This window comes from Bdellovibrio sp. KM01 (genome assembly GCF_013752535.1).
Lineage (GTDB): Bacteria > Bdellovibrionota > Bdellovibrionia > Bdellovibrionales > Bdellovibrionaceae > Bdellovibrio.
Genome location: NZ_CP058348.1, coordinates 1251487 through 1277379 on the forward strand (window position 1 = coordinate 1251487; position 25893 = coordinate 1277379).

At 45.8% G+C, this 25893-nt stretch carries 30 protein-coding genes; 23 read left to right on the forward strand and 7 right to left on the reverse strand.

The features are described from left to right. Positions 1-8: 8 nt before the first annotated feature. Positions 9-2207, reverse strand: coding sequence for a DUF1588 domain-containing protein (locus HW988_RS06170; RefSeq protein WP_181606680.1), 2199 nt, complete (start codon positions 2205-2207; stop codon positions 9-11). A 517-nt stretch (positions 2208-2724) separates the two neighbouring features. Here HW988_RS06170 and HW988_RS06175 point away from each other — a divergent pair. Together HW988_RS06175 and HW988_RS06180 are read left to right on the forward strand one after the other, a co-directional pair. Then, positions 2725-3516, forward strand: a complete 792-nt coding sequence (locus HW988_RS06175) for a TIGR02147 family protein (RefSeq protein ID WP_255490226.1) — start codon at positions 2725-2727, stop codon at positions 3514-3516. After that, the gene (locus HW988_RS06180) at positions 3513-4586 is read left to right on the forward strand and encodes a hypothetical protein (protein ID WP_181606682.1); all 1074 of its coding nucleotides are present in this window, start codon (positions 3513-3515) and stop codon (positions 4584-4586) included. The genes HW988_RS06175 and HW988_RS06180 overlap by 4 nt, the downstream gene beginning before the upstream one ends. Positions 4587-4589: 3 nt before the next feature. Here HW988_RS06180 and HW988_RS06185 read toward each other — a convergent pair whose 3' ends face one another. Continuing rightward, positions 4590-5627 (reverse strand): LLM class flavin-dependent oxidoreductase, encoded by a 1038-nt coding sequence (locus HW988_RS06185; RefSeq protein ID WP_181606683.1) that lies wholly within the window; start codon positions 5625-5627, stop codon positions 4590-4592. Between the two features lie 126 nt (positions 5628-5753). Here HW988_RS06185 and HW988_RS06190 point away from each other — a divergent pair, with 126 nt between their 5' ends. Both HW988_RS06190 and HW988_RS06195 read left to right on the forward strand, forming a co-directional pair. After that, on the forward strand, positions 5754-6353 hold the full coding sequence (locus HW988_RS06190; protein ID WP_220128811.1) for a DNA-3-methyladenine glycosylase I: 600 nt from the start codon (positions 5754-5756) through the stop codon (positions 6351-6353). A 2-nt stretch (positions 6354-6355) separates the two neighbouring features. After that, a complete protein-coding gene (locus HW988_RS06195; RefSeq protein ID WP_181606685.1) occupies positions 6356-6715 on the forward strand; it encodes a nucleotide pyrophosphohydrolase in 360 nt (119 codons plus the stop codon). A 2-nt stretch (positions 6716-6717) separates the two neighbouring features. Here HW988_RS06195 and HW988_RS06200 read toward each other — a convergent pair whose 3' ends face one another. Beyond that, positions 6718-7368 (reverse strand): YkgJ family cysteine cluster protein, encoded by a 651-nt coding sequence (locus HW988_RS06200; protein ID WP_181606686.1) that lies wholly within the window; start codon positions 7366-7368, stop codon positions 6718-6720. A gap of 34 nt (positions 7369-7402) precedes the next feature. Here HW988_RS06200 and HW988_RS06205 point away from each other — a divergent pair, with 34 nt between their 5' ends. From HW988_RS06205 to HW988_RS06215, 3 genes are read left to right on the forward strand one after another with little or no spacing between them, the layout of a single operon-like run. Further along, a complete protein-coding gene (locus tag HW988_RS06205; protein WP_255490227.1) occupies positions 7403-7789 on the forward strand; it encodes a hypothetical protein in 387 nt (128 codons plus the stop codon). Then, a complete protein-coding gene (locus tag HW988_RS06210) occupies positions 7786-8175 on the forward strand; it encodes a hypothetical protein (RefSeq protein ID WP_181606687.1) in 390 nt (129 codons plus the stop codon). The genes HW988_RS06205 and HW988_RS06210 overlap by 4 nt, the downstream gene beginning before the upstream one ends. Before the next feature lie 14 nt (positions 8176-8189). Beyond that, positions 8190-8840 carry a CatB-related O-acetyltransferase gene (locus tag HW988_RS06215; RefSeq protein WP_181606688.1) on the forward strand — a complete coding sequence of 217 codons (651 nt, stop codon included), beginning with the start codon at positions 8190-8192 and terminating at the stop codon, positions 8838-8840. Here the strand turns inward: HW988_RS06215 and HW988_RS06220 are convergent. Next, positions 8819-9274: an SRPBCC domain-containing protein gene (locus HW988_RS06220; RefSeq protein ID WP_181606689.1), complete on the reverse strand. Its 456-nt coding sequence runs from the start codon at positions 9272-9274 to the stop codon at positions 8819-8821. The two genes, HW988_RS06215 and HW988_RS06220, sit on opposite strands and share 22 nt — an antisense overlap. 117 nt (positions 9275-9391) lie before the next feature. Here HW988_RS06220 and HW988_RS06225 point away from each other — a divergent pair, with 117 nt between their 5' ends. The 5 genes from HW988_RS06225 to HW988_RS06245 all read left to right on the forward strand — a co-directional run bounded on the left by HW988_RS06225 (position 9392) and on the right by HW988_RS06245 (position 15279). Continuing rightward, a complete protein-coding gene (locus HW988_RS06225; protein ID WP_181606690.1) occupies positions 9392-10000 on the forward strand; it encodes a M15 family metallopeptidase in 609 nt (202 codons plus the stop codon). A gap of 424 nt (positions 10001-10424) precedes the next feature. Next, positions 10425-11417: an HNH endonuclease gene (locus tag HW988_RS06230; RefSeq protein WP_181606691.1), complete on the forward strand. Its 993-nt coding sequence runs from the start codon at positions 10425-10427 to the stop codon at positions 11415-11417. Positions 11418-11652: 235 nt separating this feature from the next. Continuing rightward, positions 11653-12366 (forward strand): hypothetical protein, encoded by a 714-nt coding sequence (locus HW988_RS06235; protein WP_181606692.1) that lies wholly within the window; start codon positions 11653-11655, stop codon positions 12364-12366. A gap of 252 nt (positions 12367-12618) precedes the next feature. Further along, complete coding sequence (gene dnaK / locus HW988_RS06240; RefSeq protein WP_181606693.1) at positions 12619-14532, forward strand: molecular chaperone DnaK; 1914 nt, start codon at positions 12619-12621, stop codon at positions 14530-14532. Positions 14533-14682: 150 nt separating this feature from the next. Further along, positions 14683-15279: a Crp/Fnr family transcriptional regulator gene (locus HW988_RS06245; protein WP_181606694.1), complete on the forward strand. Its 597-nt coding sequence runs from the start codon at positions 14683-14685 to the stop codon at positions 15277-15279. Here HW988_RS06245 and HW988_RS06250 read toward each other — a convergent pair. Next, the gene (locus HW988_RS06250) at positions 15262-16128 is read right to left on the reverse strand and encodes an MBL fold metallo-hydrolase (RefSeq protein ID WP_181606695.1); all 867 of its coding nucleotides are present in this window, start codon (positions 16126-16128) and stop codon (positions 15262-15264) included. The genes HW988_RS06245 and HW988_RS06250 overlap by 18 nt on opposite strands. A gap of 132 nt (positions 16129-16260) precedes the next feature. On the opposite strand from HW988_RS06250, the gene HW988_RS06255 reads away from it, so the two are divergent. The 8 genes from HW988_RS06255 (at position 16261) to HW988_RS06290 (ending at position 22909) form a co-directional block, all read left to right on the forward strand. Then, positions 16261-16575, forward strand: coding sequence for a rhodanese-like domain-containing protein (locus tag HW988_RS06255; RefSeq protein ID WP_181606696.1), 315 nt, complete (start codon positions 16261-16263; stop codon positions 16573-16575). Position 16576: 1 nt separating this feature from the next. Beyond that, positions 16577-16999 carry a YeeE/YedE family protein gene (locus tag HW988_RS06260; protein WP_255490228.1) on the forward strand — a complete coding sequence of 141 codons (423 nt, stop codon included), beginning with the start codon at positions 16577-16579 and terminating at the stop codon, positions 16997-16999. Between the two features lies 1 nt (position 17000). After that, positions 17001-17435 carry a YeeE/YedE family protein gene (locus tag HW988_RS06265; protein WP_255490230.1) on the forward strand — a complete coding sequence of 145 codons (435 nt, stop codon included), beginning with the start codon at positions 17001-17003 and terminating at the stop codon, positions 17433-17435. Positions 17436-17452: 17 nt separating this feature from the next. Continuing rightward, positions 17453-18238 (forward strand): sulfite exporter TauE/SafE family protein, encoded by a 786-nt coding sequence (locus tag HW988_RS06270; protein ID WP_181606698.1) that lies wholly within the window; start codon positions 17453-17455, stop codon positions 18236-18238. A gap of 43 nt (positions 18239-18281) precedes the next feature. Continuing rightward, positions 18282-20216 (forward strand): acetate--CoA ligase, encoded by a 1935-nt coding sequence (acs, locus tag HW988_RS06275; protein WP_181606699.1) that lies wholly within the window; start codon positions 18282-18284, stop codon positions 20214-20216. A gap of 13 nt (positions 20217-20229) precedes the next feature. Further along, positions 20230-20748 (forward strand): DUF6580 family putative transport protein, encoded by a 519-nt coding sequence (locus tag HW988_RS06280; protein ID WP_181606700.1) that lies wholly within the window; start codon positions 20230-20232, stop codon positions 20746-20748. 69 nt (positions 20749-20817) lie between these two features. After that, positions 20818-21885, forward strand: a complete 1068-nt coding sequence (locus HW988_RS06285) for a tRNA-dihydrouridine synthase family protein (protein WP_255490231.1) — start codon at positions 20818-20820, stop codon at positions 21883-21885. A gap of 82 nt (positions 21886-21967) precedes the next feature. Next, entirely contained in the window at positions 21968-22909 is a 942-nt protein-coding gene (locus tag HW988_RS06290) for a hypothetical protein (RefSeq protein ID WP_181606701.1), read from the forward strand. A 26-nt stretch (positions 22910-22935) separates the two neighbouring features. Here HW988_RS06290 and HW988_RS06295 read toward each other — a convergent pair whose 3' ends face one another. Then, positions 22936-23466, reverse strand: coding sequence for a class I SAM-dependent methyltransferase (locus HW988_RS06295; protein WP_255490233.1), 531 nt, complete (start codon positions 23464-23466; stop codon positions 22936-22938). A gap of 180 nt (positions 23467-23646) precedes the next feature. Here HW988_RS06295 and HW988_RS06300 point away from each other — a divergent pair, with 180 nt between their 5' ends. From HW988_RS06300 to HW988_RS06310, 3 genes are all read left to right on the forward strand, one after another. Continuing rightward, complete coding sequence (locus HW988_RS06300) at positions 23647-23901, forward strand: glutaredoxin domain-containing protein (protein ID WP_142699643.1); 255 nt, start codon at positions 23647-23649, stop codon at positions 23899-23901. Between the two features lie 241 nt (positions 23902-24142). Continuing rightward, complete coding sequence (locus tag HW988_RS06305) at positions 24143-24781, forward strand: 3D domain-containing protein (RefSeq protein WP_181606703.1); 639 nt, start codon at positions 24143-24145, stop codon at positions 24779-24781. Beyond that, positions 24781-25152, forward strand: coding sequence for a hypothetical protein (locus tag HW988_RS06310; protein ID WP_181606704.1), 372 nt, complete (start codon positions 24781-24783; stop codon positions 25150-25152). Before HW988_RS06305 ends, HW988_RS06310 begins: the two co-directional genes overlap by 1 nt. A 2-nt stretch (positions 25153-25154) precedes the next feature. Here HW988_RS06310 and HW988_RS06315 read toward each other — a convergent pair whose 3' ends face one another. Continuing rightward, a complete protein-coding gene (locus tag HW988_RS06315) occupies positions 25155-25847 on the reverse strand; it encodes a PAP/fibrillin family protein (RefSeq protein WP_181606705.1) in 693 nt (230 codons plus the stop codon). Between the last annotated feature and the right edge of the window lie 46 nt (positions 25848-25893).

Genomic DNA, 25893 nt, shown 5'->3' on the forward strand with positions numbered 1-25893 from the left:
CGAACCTCTTACAGCGCCCCACGTTTACGCAAACGGAAATTTGCATCAAACGCTGGCGATTTAATCATATTTAAAATTGTTCCGGGTTGATCACCGCTTGAGCTCGCCTTGGCTGGATCAACCAATTGCGAGAAGCTCGTGTTCATTGAGCAGTTATCCGCCGCCGTGATTGCACGGCCCAGCGTATATGTACCCCATTGTTTCACCATACAAGCCGGCCCACGGGAAGAGTTGGCGATAGCGGAAGACATCTCAGCCAAGCCATTGACCTCGGGATCGCTGCCTGAATCGATATTTGGTTTTACTTTGGCATTCACCGGGTGATTTGCCAGGATGTTGCCATTCGCATCGAAAATACTTTCAACCGTGCGGTACTTACCGAAGGCATTGTAATTTTCCATTACAAAACCCATTGGGTTGATCAGGGAGTGACAAGCCTGACAGCGCACTGGAGAAGTACGAGTTTCGATTTGCTGACGTTGAGACTGTTTTGGATCTGGAACTGGCGGAGCAAAAAGATCCTTTTCATCCGGGGCAATTGTTGGAAGTGGAATAGAGTCGCAAAGAATATTTCTGCGAATCACCAGACCACGATGCACAAGGCTGGTGTTGTCAGTCGGGCTGAACATAAAGCCCACACGGCTCATCAGACCTGGGCGCTCGGCAGGAGGAAGGGCTGCACCTTTTGCGGCTCCATAAATCAGAGTCAATGCCTGACCTTGAGTGAAGCTCATCGGTGAAGTCATCATATCGCGGTAAGTGCCGGCAACAGAGTAAGTGAAGTAATTCGTGAAGTCTTTCATCTCCTGCATGCCTTCAGGTTGAATCGAAGCACGCGGGACATTTCCTAAGAACCAAGCCGAGTGATTTGAAGAAGGCATACGGTTGATACCCAGCCATTGATTATAGAACTCTGCCACGTGCTCTTTGGATTCGGCCGTTGCAAAGACACGGTTGACGGCCGTTTTATAACCCTCGACCGTTGACAGGTTTCCGCTAACAGCATCATTCATCAAAGCCGTATCAGGGCCGCGACCTGTTGCCAGGAAGGCGATACGGGAAGCCAGTTCATAGTCTGTGATTTTCACCAAGTCTTCACGACCATTAACGGGCGTTCCGTTTAACTCCATTTTATAAATGAAGTTTGGGGATTGAAGCATGGCCATGATCGCAACCGTTAAGCCATCGTTGAGATTGCCACCATATTCTGAGTTGTAAAGATCTTTGTAAACTTGTTGCTCTGCTGTGGTCATGGGACGGCGGAAAGCCAAGCGACCAAAGCCGTTAAAGAACGAAGTCCAGCAAGTCTCTGTCATACCGCTGCTGGTATTACAGTTGTTCATTGCTGCCGCTCTCCAAGTAGAGCTTGTCGCGAACAGGGCCGCAACTTTTTTAGCCAACGTCAGGTAAGCCTCAACGTGAGCTGCGGAAACAGTCATATCAGTCGAGTCAAAAACACCCGTTACAACGTCAGCAGGCAAGTTATCGATGTCCGTTTGCAGAGAATCGATATTCGCTCGGCCATAGGAAAGAACTTTTAATGAAAGCAGATATTCACGGCGAGACAGGCGGCGGAAGTCTCTGACCCCTGGGTCTTCACCCGGTTGGCAAGAGAAGGTATTAGCTGGCACCACGGGCGCCGTCGGAGAAGGTGAGACTGTTGGCGACGGAGAAACCGTCGGCGATACTGTTGGAGACGGGGACACCGTTGCTGTCGCGGTTGGTGACGGAGAAGGCGATACGGTAGGAGAAACTGTTGGAGAAGGAGACGCTGTCGCAGTGGCCGTCGGAGACGGAGATGCAGAAGGAGATGGCGTCGGCGTCACCGTACCCGGCGAACCAGGATTCAATGCGAGTGCGATCAGTTGTAATTGCGTTTCAGATAATGAAGAGAACGCAAACATCTGCGGCACATTGGTGATGGCAGTTTTAATATCAATCAATGATTTGCCGGATTTCGTGGAGTTTTCAAAAACTCCGTGGCAGCCCGCACAGTTTTGGTTATAGAGGTCGCGACCTTGCGCAAACTCCGTGGATTCATTGATGTACTCTGGTTCATTAGTACCAGCGACACTTTGCAGATTGCTAATGACGGTAAAACCCTCACCACAGTTTTGAAACGATAGAATCGTTACTGTGGAAGCGGCTAGAAGCAGATAAGGCTTTACCCCAATTCGCAGTGCTTTTGCGAAGATTGCCTTTTTCAAATCATCCCCCAATAAACATAATTCAAGTGACTCCAGTTTACTGAAGTAAACAGGAACAATAACGAATTCTTTGTCATTCGACTCAATTCAAGCCGAACTCTAGACGAAGGGTTCCGGTGTTTCCTGGAATTCACTTCGAAACGCTCGTGGAATTTACAGGAAATTAAAGAATCATTTCTCCTCGGAAATATGAAACGCTCAAAATTTTTCACGAGTTAAAAAAGAATTAACAAATGTTCATTTGGGATAAGTGGGAAAATGGAGCTCTGGCCGACGTGTTTGCAATGAACTCTGTTGCGCCGTTACATGAGTGTTGAGTGCTCCAGGAGATAACGTATGCTTTTAACTCAGGCGTTTCTAGCTAGTTTCTCCTCTGAAAATGAGCCAAATTCGCAGTAAAGCGGCGGTTGTTTTTGAGTGATGCGTTATTTTTCACCGAAGTTCCCCAAACGCTGAATGGTTCTTGGTGTTACAAAGTTGTAAAATCGTAGCTCCAATGGGATACAACTGAGTCACTATGACAGGCACGTACCGAAGTATCCTCATTGAAGAAATGCGCAAGCGACAAAGAAAAAATCCCGCGTATTCCATGCGAGCATTCGCACGCGACATTGGTGTTTCAGCATCGCGCTTAAGTGAGTTGTTGAATTCCAAAGTAGGACTTTCAGATTCCAGGGCAACTATCGTAGCAGACCGTCTGCAACTGAAGGGTAAAGAAAAAGCATTCTTTATCGATTTGGTTCAAGCGGAACACGCTCGCAGCAAGCTTGCTAAAAAAGCAGCGAGCGAACGCGTGAAGGCTTACCTTCTGGATGCCAAGAAAATTTCTGACGAAGATTTCCATTTAATTTCTGATTGGCAAAATCTTGCGGTGTTGGAACTGGTTGATATTCCCGGCACACCTCACAGCTTTTCCGCGATCGCGAAAAAATTGGGAATCAGTGTCGCTGAGGCCGAGGCAACGGTGGCTCGCTTGATCAAAGTCGGTTTGCTGAAAGAAGTAGGAGGCCGCTGGGTGGTTTCCGATTCTGATTCTACGACGACAGCCGACGTACCATCGACTGCCATTCAAAATTATCACCGTCAGATGTTAGAACGTGCGAGTCGTTCACTGAGAGTAGATCCCGTGGAAACTCGGGACCTTTCATCGGTGGTGTTCAGTCTTGATTCTACGCAGTTGGCATATGCCAAAGAACGCATTCGTGAGTTTCGTCGCGTGCTATCGCAAGAACTTGCAGGTATGCCAAGCAAGGATAAGGTTTACAGTTTGGCGATTCAATTGTTCGAGCTTAAAGGGGATGAAGCATGAAGCACATTGTTAGCATTTTAGTTTTACTTCTGGGTGTGAATGCTTTCGCGGTTCGCGAAGTGCAAAACGGCGGAGGTGGTGTAAATTCCAATGGTCAAATTGAAACTTTTTTTTCTGCCAATTTTCGCTTGGAAGACAACCCGGAAGAGCCACAGAAAATTCCTGGTTTGGCGCGTTTGATTGCCGAGATCGATGGACTGCCAATCAAAGCCTATGCAAAGGGTGTTCTTTTAGAGACTATTTTTCCCACAGCGGATCGTAACTACTATCGTGTGAAAGGTGGCGAGTTAAATCCTCTTGATCGCCAAAGAATTGCTGCCGAGTACGCAAGAATTTTGAGTGTTCCAGTCAATAAAGTTGTTTTCTTTGCGGCGAGTTCCCCGTTAAAAAAGACAACTGTCTTGATGAACGAGTTTTACAAGCTGAAAGAAGTGGAGCAAGCGGTAATTTTATTGCATGAAGGTCTGTGGATCTTTAATGCAAATCTTGCATACGAAGACGTGGTTTCGATTGAAATTGATGCTCAGGCATACTTTCAAGATCACTCCAATACCAAGGCACTTTTAAGCTTCATCACAAAACTAAGTGATGTTCTTTCTGACCGCTCCCTGCCTTTAGGTGCCAGCATGGCGTTGGACTATCAGGCGGGAGTGTTTCAAACAGGTTCTGCAATTCCAAGCACAGTCCGGTTAGTTGATTTGGTGGGCCCTGGTTATTTGGATTGCATGTTTTTGCATGACTTTTCAAATCACAAAAGTCGTATGGCAGAAATTGATTACGTTCGTAATTGCAACCAGGTTATCCAGTATTTTAGTGTTATGCAGGCAAGCAGATATCCTAAATCGAAATACTATCCTGCACTTTCGCTCTACCTAAGTCGTTTCGGGACTATTGATATTTTGGACAGCATCAATGACGCCGTCCATTTGAATGGCAGTGTTGCAAAGGTGAATTATGAAACCTTCCGCGACAGTATTTATATCGACATCAGACAACCTATCGGTGGCACGAAATTGGACCTAAAAATTTATAACATCCAAGGTGAACAGGTCGGTCGACTTCGTTTCTAGTGTCTATTTCTGGGCCAGCTTTTCGCGCACCAAGGGAACCACTTTGGTGCCGTAAAGTTCAATACACTTCATCAGGTCTTCGTGGGGAAGTGTTCCTAAGCTATACTTCAAATCAAATCTTAAAACTCCCAGGTGCTTCACAGTCGTTGCGATTTTTTCAGCCACAGTTTCCGGTGAACCCACGTACAACGAGCCTTCGGAACCTAACTGTTGAATAAATTGTTCTTTTGAAATTGGCGGCCAGCCACGGTCACGGCCGATTCTGTTCATCATCGTTTGATAGTGGGGCCAGATGGTTTCTTTGGCTTCCTGGTCGGTCTTGGCGACAAATCCAGGGGAGTGAACCCCAATAGGCTGAGTGCGCTGATTAAACTGCGATAACGACTTATAATAAAGATCCACGAACGGTTTAAAACCTTTGGGATCGCCACCGATGATTGCAAGCATAAGCGGAAAGCCATAGTGAGCGGCTCTTAGAACCGATTTTGGTGTACCACCGACGCCAATCCACGTACGAAGTTTTCCTTCGGTCTGTGGATAAACGCTTTGCTCTGCAACGGGAACACGAGTGTTGCCCGACCAATTAACGGGATTGCCTTTAAGGATTTGCGCAAACAAATCCAGTTTTTCTTCAAAGAGTTCTTCGTACTGTTCCAGATCGAAACCGAACAAAGGAAAGGATTCAATGAATGAACCACGCCCCATGATCACTTCCGCGCGACCATTTGAAATTGCATCGATGGTGGAAAATCTTTGAAAGACGCGAATAGGATCGTCAGAACTTAAAACTGTTACCGCTGAACCCAGGCGAATTTTTTTCGTTTGTGCCGCGACGGCTGCTAAAACGACTTCGGGCGCTGAAACTGCAAAGTCATCGCGGTGATGTTCGCCCACTCCGAAAAAATCCAAACCCAATTGATCTGCCAAAACTCCTTCTCCGACAACGTTGCGAATGACTTGAGCCTGAGGAAGTCTTTTTCCGTTTAAATCAAATGTGACATCACCAAACGTATCCAAGCCCATTTCAAGTTGCACTGCCATAAGAACTCCTGCTGCCTTAAGTGTAGCGGGTGTTCCGGGCTTTTAGCATTGTAAAAGTTTATAAAAAAACGGTAGGATGACAAATATCCGAGGTTCTAGATGTCCTATTGTTCTGCTCTGAAGCATATGTCTGATGAAAAAAAGGCGATTCACAAACCCTATCATGACAAGGCCTATGGTTTTCCAATTCATTCGGACGACGAATTGTTTTGCCGTTTGATTTTGGAAATCAACCAAGCGGGACTCAGCTGGGAAACAATTCTAAAAAAGCAAGACACGTTCCGCAAGGCGTATCATAACTTTGATATCAAGAAAGTTGCCGGCTATAAAGCTGCCGACCGCAAGCGCCTGATGAACGATCCCGGTATCATTCGCAATCGTTTAAAGATCAATGCAGCCATCGAAAATGCTAAGACGATCTTAGAGCTGCAGAAAGAATTCGGCTCCTTTAAAAAGTGGATCGAACATCACCATCCTTTAAGCAAAGAAGAATGGGTAAAACTCTTTAAAAAAACTTTTAAGTTCACAGGTGGTGAAATCGTGAATGAATTTCTGCAAAGTGCTGGCTACTTGGCGGGAGCTCACGACCCAACCTGCGAGATTTATAGCAAAGTTCTGAAGTCCAAGCCGATGTGGAATCGTGAAATCAAAGTGAACGGCAAGGTCGCAAAAAAACCTGCTGGCACGAAATCGCCAATTAAAGCCAAACCTAAAAAGAAGAAGTAAATATGGCTCAGCAAGACTCCATTTCAGAATTGATTAAAGTGATTCAAAAGTTTTGTGAAGAGCGCGACTGGGATCAATTTCATGCTCCCAAAGATCTGGCGATTGGGATGTCTACGGAAGCCAACGAGTTGTTGGATCTTTTCCGCTTTAAAACGGAAGCGCAGATTCAGGAAAAAATGCGTGCGCCAGAATTCAAAGAAAAAGTGTCTGACGAACTGGCGGACGTGTTTTTCTTTGTCCTGCGTTTTGCACAGATGAATCAAATCGAATTGGGCGGAGCTTTAAATAAAAAGCTCGCTAAGAACGCAGCGAAATATCCAGTGGAAACGGCTAAAGGCTCTAACAAAAAATATAACGAATAGTTTTAGGCCAGTTCCAGGGAAAGCATTTTAGACATCGGTCCGATGGTCATGGTGCTGTCTTCATTGGCGGCGCTGATATACAAATCCACTTTGGGAAAATAGCGAACTGTAATATTCGCATCCAACGTCTCGCAATTTTTTGCAGGCGTGGTCACTGAATGTCTGCGGCACATCACCGGACGATGTTCATAGATGCTGCAAGAACCTTCGCCATTTAAAAATACACAAGGGTTATCAAGATTGCGTTTGCCTTGTTTCCACTGTGGATCTTGAAGTGCCCGCTGGCTTTGCTTTTTTAAGCGTTCACGATCAATCGCATGGCCCTCTTTGACCAGATTCCCCAAGATGCGGGCTTCGTGGCTGGTTACTTCGACTTCCATGTGGCAACAAGCCGAACAACCTTTGCGACAGCTGATTTGGATATCTTTTTCTGAATCGATTTCTGCTTCGACCAAGGCGTGTAGGGCGCGGGCGCGCAGGCTTCCGGTTGGCACTTCCATCAAGTCATCTCTGATGCGGGAAATCTCATTGTGCAAAGATAAGAGGAAAGCTTTAAAAGTTTCAGCATCCAATTGAGTCTGGTAACCCTGAACGAACTCTTTAAAAGACCGGGTCAGGCGGGGATGCTGCTTTAAAAAATCAGGAAGTGTCATTGATAGAGTTTAGCTTTGTTTGCTAGGATATGCCATGACTTTGCCACTTCAGTACTTTCAGCTTTGGTTGCTGAAATTCTTCACATTTCTTTTGGGATGTATGTCCTGCTTTTACTTTCAAGCACAACTGGGAATGACACCAGTGATGGGGGCCGCTTTGACGGGGCTTCTGGGGACGTTTGTTCCTGAAACCAAGCGCATTGAAAAAACGCACGTGCACGCCAATATCTACATGGGTGCATTTGTGGCGATGGGTTCTAAAATTACGGATCAAGGTTTCTGGCAGATCCTATTTGTCTCGGCCCTGGGCAGTTTGATTTACTTTGTGATGAGTCGTTACTTCAAGGGCATGGGCGGCCGCTTGGGATTGATTGCCTTTATCTCTTCGCTTTTGGGGCTTGCGCTGAAGGTGATGGTATGACCCTTTTTGGTGTGATGCCCGTTGCGGCTTTAAGTGCGCAGGTGACATATTATTTAATTCATACAAAGCATTGGCCCACAGTGCGCGCATCCGCTTTGCCGACGTTGATATTCGTCGTGATTTTGCAACATTCTGGTATTAATTGGGACGGAGCTTTACAGGCCGCATTTTTCGGGGCCACCTTTGTCGGAATGACTGATAAATCCCGCCTGGGCTGGCGAAGAGTGCTAATTGCCAGTTTGATTTTTTCTATCGTGTTCACTTTCCTGATTCCTTACGCGAAAGGCATCGGTGGAGGTTTAGGAGCTGCGGCTTTTGCATCGTGCTCTGTGGTTTATTTTTTAACAAACGCTGTAAAGAAGATGGTGAAGTTCGTCATGCCTTAAGAGACGCTTAAGGCATGAGTAACAATTATTTTTCTTCACCATTTGCAGGCAAGTCTTTAAAAGAACAAACGACCAATCCTAATATTATCGTCGGCGAGTACAGTTACTATTCGGGCTATTACCATGGCCATTCCTTTGACGATTGTGCTTGGTATTTACCAAATGACCGCTCAGATGTGGATAAGCTTTATATCGGAAAGTTCTGTTCCATCGGATCGGGGGCAAGTTTTTTGATGGGTGGCAATCAAGGACATCGCAAAGAATGGGTTTCGACTTATCCCTTTGCCTTTATTACGCAGGATCCTACTTTTCAAAAAGCTCAAAATTCTTATCGTCCTGCTGGGGACACAGTTATTGGGAATGATGTTTGGATTGGTGCCGAAGCGATGATCATGCCGGGAGTTCGTGTAGGAAATGGCTGCGTAATCGGTGCTCGCACCATGGTTACTAAAAATATCGAACCCTATACGATTGTTGTCGGTGGCGGAGAAGTCGTGCGCAAAAGATTCTCGGATCCGGAGATTTCCATGCTGATGGAAATGAATTGGTGGGATTGGTCCAAAGAAGCCTTGGCTGATGCGATGCCACTGCTAACTAGCAATGACATCGTGGCCCTTTATCGCTTTTGGGAAAAACGTAAAACTCAGTCACCGGCGATTTTGTAGGCGCCTTTTCTTAAATTGATTCCATATTCCAGATAAGCCTTCATGGCGCAGATCATCTGCGACCATCCCATGCAGTTGCCATAGGAATTTTTGATGTCAGTTTCGTTTTCTTTCCAGCCTGTTTCAGAGACTTTTACTTTGGTTTCGTTGGCATTCAGGGCTTCAAATTGAAACTCTACCGTATTGTCGCCTTGGCCAGAAGGGTTTCCCCATTCAAAGATAATGGTTTGGTTGGTGATGACCTGTTTTGATTTAACAGGAAAAGGCCCTGGAAAATCGGCAAATTCCCATTGCACAGTGGTTCCTTCTTTCAAGGGAGCTGAAGCGCCGGCTGTTGTGAAGTACTTACTAATTTGGTTGTTGTCGTAAACCGCGTTGAAAACTTCCTGGATGGGTTTTTGAATGATGATCCAGACTTCAAATTTAGGAATCATGGTGGCCTCCCATTTTCGATTTAGAGCTGATTCGCGAGTGTTTCATGCTTTCATATTTAGCGGCATTTTAGATTCTTTAATGATTGATCGAAGTGCATTTCATTGTAAAGTGTTTGTATGACGTCATTTGAGAAACAAATTGAATGGATTGAAAAAAACTTTCGTGAAATCAAAGAATCCGAGCAGGTTTCTTTGGAGCTTAAGTACGCAACGGCTGATAACTTTATGAACTTTGATGTCTATCAAGGGTTCAATCGCTGTTTTGTTTCGCCTGTGGCTTATGAAATGTTCATGCGGGCTTGTGAAGAGTTGAAACGCAAACATCCACGTTTGAAATTTTTGATTTGGGACGCTCTTCGTCCGCGCTCGATTCAAGCTTTGTTTTACAAACATTTGGAAGGGACCCCCTTTCAAAATTACGTCGCGCCTCCAGTTCCGGGTTCTTTGCATAATTTCGGCATGGCGATGGATCTGACTTTGAAAGAACGTGACGGGGATTATTTGGACATGGGCACGGACTTTGATGATTTCAGGGATCTTGCTCAGCCAAAACTTGAATCTGAATTTTTGAAGTCCGGAGAATTGACTCAGCTTCAGTATAGCAATCGCATGATTTTGCGAACTTTACTTGAGGATCAGGGATTCAAGGTTCTTGAACACGAGTGGTGGCATTTCAATGCTCTTCCTAAAGACCAAGTCCATGGCAAGCATCCGATTTTGGAGTAGTTCGGCTGGCAGAGGGCCAGCTTAGAAAATTCCGTCAGCTAAAACGCAGGAAGTCCCCGCACGCCACCTCATTTCAGACTTCACCGAATTCGAATTTCCTCCGCGCTACCAGGGAAAGCTGTGTCATTTTAATTAATGTAACAGTGAATTTGTTTGACGTGATTTCGTGATTTCTTATGGGCTTTGTCAGAGCGTTTTATCGTTATCGCGAGACGCTTGGTAAATTCTGAAAAATATATTTCAGGAGAGGCTAATACGGCGAATACGAGTGCTTTTGAGTGCTTTTGTAAACTAAGGTAGCCCCTTCAATTTGCCGAAAAATTCGTTTTTAAAACCCATGCTATAAATCCTCAAGCAAAAGCAAAAGCAAAAGCAAAAGCAAAAGCAAAAGCAAAAGCAAAAGCAAAAGCAAAAGGAGGAAATTGTGGATTTAACTTCAGTATCAAATGTGGAGCTTTTGAATAGAGTTGAAAAGTTGGCTCAGAGTGAACGTAAGATCACCCATTTGATTTTGTGGCATCTAGTTGAAGTCGAAACTCGTCGATTGTATCTGGATTTGGGATTTACTTCTTTGTTTAAATATATGACCAGCCAATTACAATACTCCGAAGATGCAGCCTATCGTCGGATTCAGGCTGCGCGCCTTTTAAAGAAAGTTCCTCAGCTGAATCACGCGATTGAAAACGGCGATCTTAATTTGACTCAGCTTCACCGGGTGCAGAAGTGCCTAACCAAAGAGCTTGAAAATGGTAATCCCGTCTCATTGGAAAAAACTGAAGGTGTGCTTGAGTTGATTCAAAATAAATCCAGTATGGAAACTCAGAAAATTCTGGCAATTGAATTTAACCAGCCCATTCAAATGCATGAAACAATCAAACCACAACGTGATGATTCGATCCGCATGGAAATCAGTGTTTCGCCAGAGCAAATGGCTGATCTTGAACACGCCAAAGATTTGCTATCACACGCATTGCCGAACCCAACATGGGCAGAGTTATTTGCTTATTTGGCGAAAAAGCACATCCAAACGAAACTGGGTAAAGAGAATCGCAAGGACCTAAACTTCGTGAAACCTAATATTGCTAAGAAAAGCAGGCAACGCGATTCAGTGGCCTTAGCCACGAAAGATTCTAATTCCGCAGATTCCGTTCTTAAGAACAATGCAAACGAAGCCGAGAGAATTCATAAACGCAAGCACATCAAAACAACCCTTCGTCGAACGCTCTTAGTAAAATCAAATCATCATTGCGAATATCTGCAATCTGATGGGCGGCGCTGTTTAAGCACGTATCAACTTCAAGTTGATCACAAGCTGCCTCTGGCAATGGGAGGGGCAAATGATATACAGAATTTCCGCATTTTGTGCCGAACGCACAATCTGTCGGAGGCCCGTAGGCTAAGAATATCAAAATATTGATGCGGTATTTCTGGGTAGCGCGGAAAAATGGCCCTGGGAATGAAGGGTTTCACCAGGGCCTAGAGGGACTCTTTTTCTTAAGGAACTTGTATTTTTAAGGGAAGAGCGAAGGACCATAATTACTCAAGGTGCGCGGTAACACGAGTTAAAAGTCCGTAAGCTTTTGCCAAATATAATTAAAAATACGTCATCAAAATCGCTTTCCTAGGATTGAACCCAAAGGATATCATTGGCCATGCTTTTAAAATTTATCAGCAGCTTACTGCTGTTCTTCGCTGGAGCAGTGGCTGGAGCTGAAACACCTCCACCCACTAAAACCTTGGTGATATTGTTCGCGAACTCAGGCAATGCACTTATGGTGAAAGAAAATACGACTATGGTCGTTCGCGCTTTGAATGCCTTGGGTTACCAAGTAGAGTTCCGTTCTGTACCCTTGAGCCGCGGAACCGCTGTAATCTATAAAGAAGCCATCGACGGGGAACTCGTGCGAGTCCGCGAGTACGGTGACTTTCATCCTGAACTTGTTCGCGTGGAAGAGCCGATTGCGACAGCTAACTTTTCCATTTATTCAAAACCGGGAAAGAAAATTCCCTGCGCTTGGGATGAGTTGATTCGCTCCAATCTGCGTATCGATTATCAGAGAGGAGTTTTCTATTTGGAAATGAATCTGAAAAAGTATCTTTCGGATCGCATTCGAGGAATTGATTACCCAGAGCAGATGTTTCAACGTCTGCGCAGCAATCGATCGGATTTATTCTTGCTGGACAAGCAGAGCGCCGACAATATTCTCAACAATTCCAAAGAAAAATGGGACATGGAGCGAGTTTGCGACATTCACACAGCACCCACTTATATGTACTTGAAGGCCCAGCATGCTGAGTTGGCCAAAAAGTTACCTGCTGAATTGCGTCGCATTAAAAAGGAATCACCTGCAGTCAGAATGAAATGATGTTTTGCGTTAGAAGGTCTCTGCTCCTGGATGTGTGGCTAGGGCTGTCTACTAGCATTAAACGTGCAGTTTCTAAGTCATTGATTATACACGGCAAAAATAACTGATTCAGAGACTTGAAAAAAAGTAATCGGGTAGCTTGACGGAATGCCATCCGAACCCACATTTATCCTGTGTTATTCAAGCTTTAAACCACGGTTGCCTACAGCAGAAGAAGTTCCAAAGTAGGCTGTTATTCAAGGAGATTCAAACATGGGTAAAATCATTGGTATCGACTTAGGGACGACTAACTCATGCGTCGCTATTATGGAAGGCGGAGAAGCCAAAGTTCTTGTGAACGAAGAAGGCGCCCGCACGACTCCCTCAGTTGTCGCATACACTAAAGACGGTGATCGTCTTGTAGGTCAAATCGCTAAACGTCAGGCTGTGACGAATCCAGAGAACACAATCTACTCTGCGAAACGTTTCATCGGTCGTCGTTTCGAAGAAATCGCTGAAGAAATCAAACTTGTTCCATACACTGTTGTAGCTAAAGGCAATGACTGTGCATTCAAAGTTCAAGGGAAAAACGTATCTCCAGAGGAGATCGGTGCGGCAGTTCTTGCGAAACTTAAAAAAGTTGCGGAAGACTATTTGGGCGAGCCGGTAACTGAAGCAGTTGTCACTGTTCCAGCGTACTTCAACGATGCTCAACGCCAAGCTACTAAAGACGCGGGTCGTATCGCAGGTCTTGAAATTAAACGTATCATCAATGAGCCAACAGCGGCGGCATTGGCGTACGGTATGGATAAGAAAAAAGAAGAGAAAATCGCTATCTTCGACTTCGGTGGTGGTACATTCGATATCTCCATCCTAGAAGTCGGTGACGGTGTTGTCGAAGTTCGTTCTACGAACGGTGACACTCACTTGGGTGGTGACAACTTCGATACAGTTATCTTGGAATGGTTGATCACTGAGTTCAAAAAAGACCAAGGTATCGATTTGAAAAACGATAAAATGGCTCTTCAACGTTTGAAAGAAGCAGCTGAGAAAGCGAAAATCGAACTTTCATCTGCTCAAGAAACTGAAATCAATCTTCCGTTCATCACGGCAGACCAAACAGGTCCTAAGCATTTGCAAACGAAATTGTCTCGCGCAAAATTCGATCAAATGACTGAAGATCTGGTAAAACGCTCTATGGAGCCTTGCCGCAAAGCTTTGGCGGATGCTGGCTTGAAAGCTTCTGAAATCGATGAAGTTGTATTGGTGGGTGGTTCGACTCGTATTCCTTCTATCCAAAAAGCAGTTAAAGACTTCTTCGGTAAAGAGCCAAACCGCACAGTGAACCCGGATGAAGTTGTTGCGATCGGTGCAGCAGTTCAAGGGGGCGTCCTTGCAGGTGACGTGAAAGACGTATTGTTGCTAGACGTAACTCCGCTTTCACTTGGTATCGAAACTTTGGGTGGTGTGATGACTCCGCTTATCGAGCGCAACACAGCGATTCCTACTAAGAAATCACAAGTGTTCTCGACAGCAGCAGATAACCAACCAGCAGTGGACATCCACGTTCTTCAAGGTGAGCGTAAGATGGCTGGCGACAATAAAACACTAGGTCGTTTCGAACTAGTGGGTATTCCACCAGCTCCACGTGGCGTTCCTCAAGTCGAAGTAACATTCGACATGGACGCGAACGGTATCTTGCACGTATCTGCGAAAGATATGTCTTCTGGTAAAACTCAGCAGATCAAAATCACGGCACAAAGTGGTTTGTCTGAAGAGGAAATCAAAAAGGCCGTAGCAGATGCTGAAGGTCATGCTGACGAAGATAAAAAGAAAGCGGAAGCAGTGACTCACAGAAACAACTTGGACAACTTGGTTTACCAAACTGAGAAATTGATCAAGGATTCTGGATCTCAATTGCCTGAGGCTGAAGTTAAAACTGCGAACGATGCGATCGCTGATGCTAAAAAAGTTCTTGAGAACAAAGGTGCATCTGCTGACGAATTGAAAGCAGCTTTCGACAAGCTTCAATCTTTGACTCACACAATGACTTCTGAGCTTTACAAAAAGCAAGGAGCTCAAGGTGGTGATGCTGGTCAAGGTGGCGCAGCAGGTGCTGAAGCCGGTGGCGAGAAAAAAGCTGACGGCGACGACGTGATCGACGCTGATTACAAAGATGTGAACTAATCGTTCCTCCCGTAATTACTTGTAAAAAACCACTAAGCCCCCGGCGGAAACTCCGGGGGCTTTTTTTTGGTGCCAGGTCCTGTTTCTTGTTGCATCGCAAAGATATGTCCTTCCTTGCTTAGGTAAGTCCGTACCTTTTAAAATAGGTCTATGGAATTGATTCAGGTCTTTCAAGATGCTCGTGTTGAAAAATTCAAACGAGGCGATGTGATTTATAAGATGGGTGAAAATCCCCAAAACATCTATTTTTTGAAAGAAGGGTTGGTCGGCCTGGTAGTGTGGGGTGAGTCTGGTAAAGATCATCTGCTGCGCTTATTTAAGAAGAATCAAATTTTCGGACATCGTAGTTTTTTTGCACAAGAACCTTACCATGCTTCCGCGACAGTTCTGGACGATACCACCGTCTTGGTTTTTTCAAAGGATGAGATGCGCGCGCGTATGAAGGGAAACTGTGATCTGGCGGAGAAGCTGTTGCAAACGCTGGCCACAGAGCTTCGTCGTTCTGAAGAAAAACAAGTGGTATTGACTGAAAAAGATGTGACGGCACGGATTGCAGAGTCCGTGGTCTATTTCAAAGATCTTCATCCCACGCATTCATGGACTCGCCAGGAAATCGCCGACTTCTGTGGCACCACAGTCGCTACTGTCATTCGCACTCTGGCAAAATTTGTGGAAGACGGCCTCATTGAACAACGAGGCCGTGAAATTGTGATTTTGAAAAAAGAAGAGCTACTGTCTCAAGGGTAGCTTAATATAGCTGGTTCCGTTGTCTTCGGGGGCTGGCAAGTGACCTGCGCGAATGTTAATTTGAATACTTGGTAGCAATAGCTTTGGCGCACTTAACGTGGCGTCGCGCTTGGTTCTGAACTCTACAAATTGATCTTTTGTGGTCTCTGCTTTCAGTTGAATGTTCTTAGCTTTTTCCTCGCCCACGGTTGTTTGATACTGCAGCTCGCGACCTTGCGGTTGATAGTCGTGACAAACAAAAATGCGGGTTTCGTCAGGCAACGTGTAAATTTTCTTAGTGATCGAATCAAACAAAGCCTCGGCGCTGCCGGCTGGGAAGTCACAGCGGCCAGTTCCAGAGTCCGGCATAAAAAGCGCGTCCCCCGTGAACAATGCATCTTCTATCAAATAAGAAGCGCAGGCGGGAGTGTGGCCTGGAGTGAAAAATGTTTTGATGCGAATCGATCCGGCGTTTAAAACTTCATTCTCTTTCATCAAGATATCAAAGTCGGCCCCAAATACGTTAAAGTCTTTGGGCATGTTAAAGACCGGCTTAAATAGCTTTTGCACCTCAGTGATTCGTTCGCCAATCGCTACTTTGATTCCGGGAAAAATATTTTTAAACAGTTGGGAGCTGGACAGGTGATCCGCGTGTGCATGTGTTTCTAGCACGAAGTGGGGAGTCAGCTTATTTTCTTTAATATAAGCGACGACCTGATCCATGGATTGTGTGGAGAGCTTTGATGATGCAGGATCATAGTCCCATACGGGATCGATAATAACGGCATCTAGGGTGTTTGGGTCGTGAACGACATAGGTCAGTGTAAATGTCGCCGAGTCAAAGAAGTGTTGAATACGGATCTTGTTCATAATGAGACTCCTTTTTTGTGCCTTGGCTCAGATCCCACAATATTCCAAACCGAATGGGGTTCGTTATGTCGGTCATCATAATGGGTCTGCCAAGAATAGCTTTAGGATGTCTGCATGTGAAGGAGAAAAAATATGCGCGAAATCACATGTGAGGATCTGCATAAAATGCTCAAAAAGATCAGAATCATCGATGTGCGTACACCCGAGGAGTATCGGGGTGAGCTAGGGCATATCGCGGGCTCGGAGCTTGTCACGTTGGGGCCAGCATTGGAGACCTTTTTAAAGACTCAAAGACATGATCAGGAAATGGTGTTTGTGTGTCGCAGTGGGGCTCGCTCTGGACAGACGACTCTGGCAAGTGAAGAGTTAGGCTATAGAAACACCTACAACCTGGTCGGTGGGATGATTCGCTGGAATGAACTGGGTTACGAAAAGGAGAATCAATAACATGATGCAATCAATTCTTATGGCGCTTGCGGGCGGTGCTTTGATCGGACTCGCAGCTTCGTTGATGCTGATTTTAAATGGCCGAGTAACGGGAATCAGCGGTATTGCGAACGGGCTTTTAACTTTGCAAAAAGGCGACTACCTGTGGAGAGCCACCTTTATCATCGGCTTGATTCTGGGTGGTGTGATATTGGCGCATTTCCAACCTGAGTTGTTTGCGAACACCAGTGCGCGTACCGAGGTGATGATCGCAATCGCTGGCGTGATTGTGGGTTTCGGTACAGTGTTGGGAAGCGGCTGCACCAGCGGGCATGGCGTTTGTGGAATTTCCAGGTTATCCCCACGGTCGTTGGTCGCAACGATTATTTTTATGTTGGTGGGTATGGTTTCGGCGACGATTTTAAAGTCGCTCTTGGAGGTGTAAAGTGAAGCGACAACATGTTCAAGCGGGAGCTTCTTTTATCGTCGGATTGATTTTCGCATTGGGATTGGGAATCTCTGGCATGACTCAACCTCAAAAGGTCATCGGATTTCTGCAGTTAGGACAAGGCTGGGACCCCTCGTTGATGTTTGTGATGCTGGGAGCGATTCCGGTGAATGCGGTGGTGTATTTTTTAATCAGAAGAAAAACCTCTCCTTTGTTGGATACTCGATGGCATGTTCCGACCTCTCGTGAAATTACCAAGCCGTTGATGATCGGAAGTGCCTTGTTTGGTTTTGGCTGGGCCCTCGGTGGATATTGTCCTGGGCCCGCTCTGACATCGTTAGGTGCCGGCTCAAGGAGTGCGATTTTATTTGTCGTATTTATGTTTTTAGGAATGATTTTGCAGCGTGGATATCAGCGCTGGATCAAGTCTTAAGGTCAAGGGAGGTCCTCATGGAACTGCTCGGATACTTTGGCGCAACTCTTATTGGGGTGTCTTTAGGATTTCTTGGGGGTGGGGGCTCGATTTTGGCTGTTCCCTTGTTAGTGTATATGTTTAAACTGCCGGCTGCGACCGCCACATTGTATTCTCTTTTTATTGTCGGTTTGACAAGTTTAGTGGGCTTTGTGCGCGCGGCCCGTCTTAAACAAGTAAGCTTTGCTGCAATGATGAGTTTTGCGATTCCAAGTCTTGCGGGTGTTCTTTTAGTTCGTCGAGTGTTCCTTCCTCTTATGCCAGGTCTTTTGGATTTTGGCTTTATGACTCTCAGTAAAGACACGTTGATAATGACAGCCTTCGCGCTGGTCATGTTATTGGCGTCGATTGCGATGATTCGCCCCGGTAAAAAAGACGTGGAACAAAAACTTCAGGATCCTTGGTGGCTTTCCGCTTTGAAAGCATTAGGTGTCGGGGCAGTGACTGGATTTGTGGGGGCCGGCGGAGGATTTCTGATAGTGCCAGCCTTGGTCGTTATGAGTCGCTTGCCAATGAAGATTGCTGTCGGTACTTCGTTGGGCGTGATCGCCTTCAATTCACTGTTTGGATTCTTAAGCGACGCCATCAGTGGTGTGGCGATGGATTTTGTTTTTGTATTGAAGATTTCAGTCCTGGCAATTGCCGGAATCATCGTAGGATTAAAGTGGGGACAAAATACTTCTGATGCAAAATTAAAACCTCTCTTTGGGTACTTTGTTCTTATTGTCGGTGCGTTGATTTTTCTGTCGCAGTTTTCTTATTGACCTCACTCTCGAGGGGAATAGGATAAATATTCGAGAGGTTTCTATGCACAATGAAGTTTATCCCATCAATCCTTCTTTAGAAAAAAACGCGATCATCACACCAGAAAAATACAAAAGCATGTATCAGAAATCCGTTCAGGATCCTGAGGGCTTTTGGGCCGAGCAAGCCGAGCGTCTGCACTGGTTTAAAAAATGGGACAAAGTTAAAAACACTTCTTTCAAAAAGCCCGTTAGCATCAAGTGGTTCGAAGGTGGGAAACTGAATGTTGCCTACAACTGTATCGATCGTCATCTGGCAACCAAAGGCGACAAAGTCGCTTTGATCTGGGAAGCGGATGATATCAATACAGCCGCTAAAAAAATCACCTATAAACAACTCCATCAGGAAGTCTGCCGCTTTTCCAACGTCCTAAAAAAGATGGGCGTTAAAAAAGGTGATGTTGTCACGATCTACATGCCGATGATTTTGGAAACGGTTTACGCAATGCTAGCGTGCGCACGTATTGGTGCTGTTCACTCCGTGGTCTTTGGTGGTTTTGCACCAGATTCAATTAGCGATCGCCTGTTGGATGGAAAATCTAAATTCATCATCACGGCGGATTCTGGATTCCGCGGTGGTAAATCAGTTCCACTAAAAGACAACGTAGATAAAGCGGTGGCAAAAGCGGGGATCGTTGAAAAAGTTTTGGTGGTGAAGTACTCAAATGCTCCTGTGCAAATGAGTTCGGTGGATGTTTGGTATCACGACATGGTTCAAGGTGTGAGTGACCAGTGTGAAGCCGAACAAATGGATGCGGAAGATCCTCTGTTCATTCTTTATACTTCCGGCTCCACAGGCAAACCTAAAGGTGTGTTGCACACGACAGGTGGCTACTTGCTGTGGGCAAGCACCACTCACCAATACGTATTCGATTATCATGATAAAGATATTTACTGGTGCTCGGCCGATGTAGGTTGGGTGACGGGTCACAGCTATATTGTGTATGGGCCGCTCGCGAATGCCGCGACGACACTGTTCTTTGAAGGTGTTCCCAACTATCCAACACCGTCACGTTTTTGGCAGATCATTGAAAAACATAAAGTAAATTTATTCTATACTTCTCCAACAGCTCTTCGTTCTTTGATGCGCGAAGGAGATAAATGGGTGCAGGACTGTGATCGTTCGTCCTTAAGAATTTTAGGAACGGTGGGTGAGCCGATTAATCCCGAGGCTTGGATTTGGTATTACGAAGTGGTGGGTGACAAACGTTGCCCGATCATGGATACTTGGTGGCAAACGGAAACCGGTGGTTTCATGATCACACCGTTCCCGGGAGCAACGCCCCTAAAACCAGGTTCTGCAACTTTGCCATTCTTTGGTGTGCAGCCTCATCTGCTGACACCTGAAGGTAAAAAAATTGACGGTGCTGGCGAAGGTGTTTTAGCGATTGCTGATTCTTGGCCCGGTCAAATGCGTACGGTGTATGGCGATCATAAACGCTTTGAAGAAACTTATTTCTCGGCTTATCCAGGATACTATTTCACGGGTGATGGATGTCGTCGCGACGAAGATGGATATTACTGGATCACAGGACGCGTGGATGACGTGATCAATGTTTCGGGCCATCGCATGGGGACTGCGGAAGTTGAGTCCGCGTTGGTTGCCAATCATCATGTCGCAGAGGCTGCTGTTGTGGGGTATCCTCACGATATCAAAGGCCAAGGGATTTACGCTTTCGTGACCCTGAAAACTGGAATCACACCCTCAGAAGACTTGCGTAAAGAGCTGATTCAAACGGTTCGTAAAGAGATTGGACCCATCGCCACACCGGATTTAATCCAGTGGGCACCACGTTTGCCAAAGACCCGTTCGGGCAAAATCATGCGTCGAATTTTGCGAAAAATCGCGGAAAATCAACCAGATCAGCTAGGTGACATAACCACGCTTTCTGAGCCAGGAGTGGTTCAGGAGCTTGTAGACAACCGAATGAACAAGTGATAGGTTCCTGGGCATGACTACACGCATGATCACTCTTATCGTAATGGTTTTGGGCGCGGCATTTTCTCGTATTATCCCGCACCCGTGGAATTTCACTGCAATCGGGGCCATGGCTTTGTTCGGTGGCGCTTATTTCTCTGACAAAAGATTGTCGATGGCGGTTCCATTGGCAGCTTTGATGTTGAGCGATTTGTTCTTGGGTGGTTTTCACTCCACGACACTCTTTGTCTATGCCGCTTTCGCGTTGATCGTGATGATGGGCTGGTATTTGACCGAGAAAAAATCAGTGGCCCGCATTGGTGGTTTGTCTTTGGTGGCAAGCTCGGTATTTTTCCTGGTTTCAAACTTTGGTGTTTGGATCATGGATGGCATGTACGCTCCGACTTTCAAAGGTTTGGTTGAGTGCTACGTAGCTGCGATTCCATTCTTTGGTTATCAAGTGGCAGGGGACTTGTTCTTCTCTGCGGTGATGTTCGGTGGTTATGAGTTGGTGAAAAAGTACGCTTTCTCTCCAGCTGGAAAATTGGCGTAAAGCTGAGTTACCCAAATTCGAGTATTTTTTAAAGACTCCCGCTGGGGAGTCTTTTTGTTTGTGGCGGTTATGAGTTCTGTGAAATTAGGTCTGCATAGACCGATTCTAAATGGCAAAGTTAATTTCCCTCTGTGCTTGGCGCCGATGGTGGGACTGACTCACGTGGCATTACGTGAAGTGATGCGCGAGTATTTGCCCCAAGGTGCTTACACGATCTGGCCGACTGAAATGTTAAACTCCCGCCGTATTCCTGATGAAAATCTGGAAACAACTCCTGAAACCATGCGTGCAGCGCACGAGCCCGGCCTGGTTCCACAAATCCTGGGTAACGAAGAGCAAGCCATCGCCGACAGCGTTAAGCGTCTGATCGAGTGGGGTGCGGAAGCTATCGATATCAACATGGGTTGTCCCGTGCAGAAAGCTTTAAAGCATAATTACGGAGTGGCCCTGATGGGGGATCCAAATTATGCAGCCGAAGTCGTGCGCATGACTGTCAAAAATTCCACAGTTCCTGTCAGTGTGAAGCTTCGTGCTGTGGGTTCGACCAAAGAGTTGGATGAATTGCTAACCTTTGTGGGTGGCTTAAGAAATTCTGGCGCTTCGTGGGTGTGTTTGCATCCGCGCACGGCCGCGCAAAAGCGTCGTGGCTGGGCTGATTGGGATCAGATTAAACTTTTGCATGCAGCGGTGGATTTCCCCGTGATCGGCAACGGTGACGTGCAAACTGTTGAAGACGCCATCTTGATGTTAACTGAAACCGGCTGTGACATGGCGATGTCGGGGCGTGCATTGGCCGCTCGTCCGTGGATGTTGTGGCAATTGGGTGAGCAGCTGGGCTTTGCAGCTCCGGCTGGTAAAGAAGGCCTTAAAGCTCCGCGCACCGCTGAAGAAGAAGGTGCTGAATACGGTCGCGTGTTAGTGAAGTTGATCGAACGCAGTCGTCATTATTTTGGCGAAGAACGCGCGATGAGAAAAGTGCGCTTCTATGTGCGCACCACAAGTGTGTGGTTGGCGTTTGGTAATGCGTTAACCGGGGTGTGCGCGAAGGCACGTAATGTTGACGAGATGCTCGAAGGGGTGGCGAAGTTTTTCTCAGTCCCGCATGAGATGTCTTTAAGAACAGAACTCCGTCAGTAATTCCTGTCTCAAATTGAGATCTCACGTACCCTGAATTTGTATAACCTGAAAATCCCTTTTAAGCTTATCAAGCGGGGGATTGATGACATCTAATCGTTTCACTTTGTCTGATCAAGTATTCACTGCCAGAGCTTTTTTCGGCAGTGCTGTTTTACCTATTTTTCTTATATATTTCTCGGCTCTTTTTCTTTACGAGGTTATTCAAAAGCCCGATCTTGAGAGCATCTTGGTTTTCAGTGGTTTTCTCCTGGTGACTGGCTTTTCCATAGCAGTATTGAAGCGTAGTTTAGAGCCAACTGTTGCCGTTTTCGAAAACGACACTTTGAACATTCAAGCGCACAGGCTAAAAAGCTTTTCAATTGCAGTTCATTCAATTAAATCAGTTTCGTTTTTCCAAGGCTCCAATCTTCAGTTCAGATTAGAGAATGGAAGAAAATACTTGTTAGCTCGAATGCTTTATAGTCCGGAGGCGCTTGCATTTATGCAGGAGTTATTACGTCGCAACCCTTCCATTGACGCTGAAGAAGTAATGCGGAGACTTGTTGAGGCACAACCTAAGATTGCGCCGAAAGGGCAGTATTCCAAGCAAATAGCCAGTCTCACGCGCATGGTATCGGTGGTCTTTTTCGTCAACTTGGTTGCCTTCATTTTATTTTTTACTATTTTCCCTTTTACGGTCGGCGCGACGGTTGAAAAATTGCATCGGTTCACATCGTGTACTTGGGCGAAAATGCTTTTAGGAACTTGGGGTGCTTGCTTGATGGCCTGTACTGGCACAGTCATGTTAGGAATGATCACAGTCTCTTTAGAAGATATTCTGTATTGGCGCCGATCGTGGGCCGATAAGGCGCGCGCCATCGTTCAGCTCATATTGCAGCCAAAGAACTTCACTTATTTTTATATTGGCATCTTTTTCGTTAGCATGCTGACATTTCTTGCGCAGGTTGATTCGTCAAAACCGTCAAGAAACGTCGCGACTTCGTTTTCTGCATCTTCCTCTTCAACTGAGGTCTGCAAAAAATAATCTGTTGGGGTTTTGGAGCGGTCGAATTACTTCTTGAAGACCCAATAAGGGCTTTTCGCCTTCACCGTTTTTAAATTATATTTATGCGCTACCCACTGCATGGTCTTTTCAGAAAAGAACGACACGTGAGTCAGGTCACGGCGATAGTGCCAATCATGAAAGTGAGCTTCGCCTTTGTGGGCCGAGGTCATCACCGCCAGAATGCCGCCATTTTTTAACATGCGCAGTTGTTGCTCGATATCGATTTTAGGATTGTGCAGATGCTCCCACACTTCAGTGGAAGTCACGATGCTGTAGGATTTTTTTAAAGCGTCTTGGTCTGGCTGATAGTACAAGTCGTAGTTCGTGACTTGATAATCTTTGGAAACAAAATAAGCCCCCAGAAAAGCCGTGGGACCACAGCCGTAATCCAGAAGTTGCAGATCACTGGCCGATTTTCCAGATTTTGCGGTGTACTCTTCGACGTCTTTCATCAATGGTGACAGAAAAGCGCGATAACCAGCTTGGTCTTCATTTTGATGAAAATCGTATCGGGCTTTTTCCTCGATCGCAGTCATGCGTTCCTCAGGAGCCATAAATATCAAGTCGCAGAGCGCGCAATGATAATAGCTACGCTCAGGTTTTTTTATCACCTTGAAACGGGCTGAATCTGGGTTTTCGCAGAGAAGGCATTTCATCTCCAAGACCTTGTCCTTTTATGCAAATTATGTCAAAAAGAAACTGGAAAGAGGTGTCACATGGCTAAAGTGCTTATGTATAAAAAGAATCCCTGCCCATACTGTGATCGCGCAACAACCTTTATGACAAATAAAGGAATCGATTTCGAAGTGATCGACCTCACTGATAAACCTGAAGAAATTGATCGCATCAAAAATGAAACCGGTTGGAGAACCGTTCCAATCATCTTGATCAACGGCAAACTTGTCGGTGGCTACACGGATTTGAAAGCTCTCGATGAAGAGGGCAAGCTTGATGAAATGTTAAAAGGCTAATCTCATCCTACTTAAGACTGGGTTTCACTCGGGAGTCCTTACGATTCTCTTGTGAAACAAGTCTAGTTCCCATCTTCCTCTCAGTTAGATTTTCTCCAACTGAGACACCCGCGCTAAACTATAAAAGTGTCTAGAGTTTACATCAGTTGCAAAGTTCTTTCGCAACTGCCGCCAATCTAGAGCAGGTAGGACGGGTCCCTAACTTGCAGTACTTTGTTGAATGCTAAAGGGAAGATTTCTTATGAAGTCCATTCTAACGATTTTAGTTGCTATTTTTGCGGGTGAGTCTGCTTTGGCTCTTTGCCCGGGTAATATCGCGACCACAACTCTGTACAATATGGATGGGCTTTCACGTCAGGGTTGCAAAACTGGCAGAGGTAAAGCTGGGACCTGCATTATTCCCTTTATTTCTATTGCTGCCGATGAAGACTTTAACAGGATGGGGACTGTGATCTCTATGCCTGCAATGCACGGGAAAAAGGTGAAATTGCCCAATGGAAAAATCGTATCTCATCCAGGATATTTTCTGATCGAAGATACGGGGGGTGCTGTTCAGGGTCGCAATAAATTTGATTTCTTTGTCGGCAATCCTCCTGTCAATGCGACTTCCTTTGGTAACGTCGAAAATCAAGATGTTCCGTTGGTGGACAAAACAGTTTGTATCGATGCTAAAAAGTTTGTGAAAATTCCCAAGTATAAACCTTCTGAGATGAAAAAGAGAGAAGAGGACCGCGTGATCAATCCAGAATATAAAAGAGCTGTGCGCAAAATGGAGGTTTTCTGGAAAGCTGCCAAGCTGAAGCGCCCAGATCTGGAAGAAATCATTCAAAGTGGCGGTTCTGATGCGGCTCCAACTCAGTCGGGCCAAGGGGTGCAATAATGAAAAAGTTTATTAGCCTCATGATGATTTTGAATTTTAGTGTCATCGCCCACGCGGTCCCTCCCGCTGAAGAAGAAGGCGTTGAGCCTCAAGACGGTCCATTTTATGTGATGGATTATGATGAATTTAGAAATATCACAAAAGAACAAAAGGCTTATTACCTGGGAAAACTCATTGTCGAGATTCCAAAAGTTTCTGCGCTGAATGATATTTCCAAGGATGATATTTTGGCTGCAGGCAAAAGCCTGCAAAAGTGGAGTGATATGTCCCAGAAGATTGGCAAGGTATGCTATGGCAAATCGGCCCCAGCTTCGTGCCAAGGCCTCCGCAAAGCTCGTAACGATGCCTTCCACCAGGGTGAAAAGCGCTAGTTCTAGAACTGCGATTTTCTTTCCAGTACATACAAATAAGTTCCCGTACCAAAATCATCACCGCCACCGGTACAGATGCGGATATCTTCGTCCACATAAGTGTTAGCTAAAAATCCTTTTTTACCAATCGGACCCGGAGTTGGAATTTTATCGTAAGTTCCAACTTCCGCGCGCATTGCCAGCAAATAGGACTCGGTTCCCGCGGCTACCCATTTTGGTGAGCCCACAGATTTGGTGAATTCAATGTTCAGCTTGTCGGTATCAATTGCAAATTTCCCACGCAAAAATCCCATCGCTTCAATGCCAGCAAATTTATTTTTTGCTACATTCCAATAGTAACCGTCGGGAAAAACCACTTGGAAAACGGCATTTGCCAAAGCTCCGGCGCCAGGCACTCCTCCACCAGGGCCATCTGACCAAACTTGTTGCCACGATCCTACAACTTGTGGAAGTTTTTCTGTTTCTGTGCGCGCAGGGACAAGGCTCACAAGTTCTGTGACGAGTGGATCTAATTGCGCACGTACCTCGGCGCTGTTGTCGTCGCCATCGTACTCTCCTTGAGCCGCGTGGGAGATCTCGAGGATCTGTTGTTTGAGTTCAGTCACGCGATCGCGACTGCCGCCAGCCAAGGCGTGCGATGTGATTCCCCAGGAAAGGGGCAATAGGATCAGTGCAACAAAGCGTCTCATTTTCATACAGGACCTCCTGGAATTCTGAGTATGAAGTCTCTAATTGAGGCTG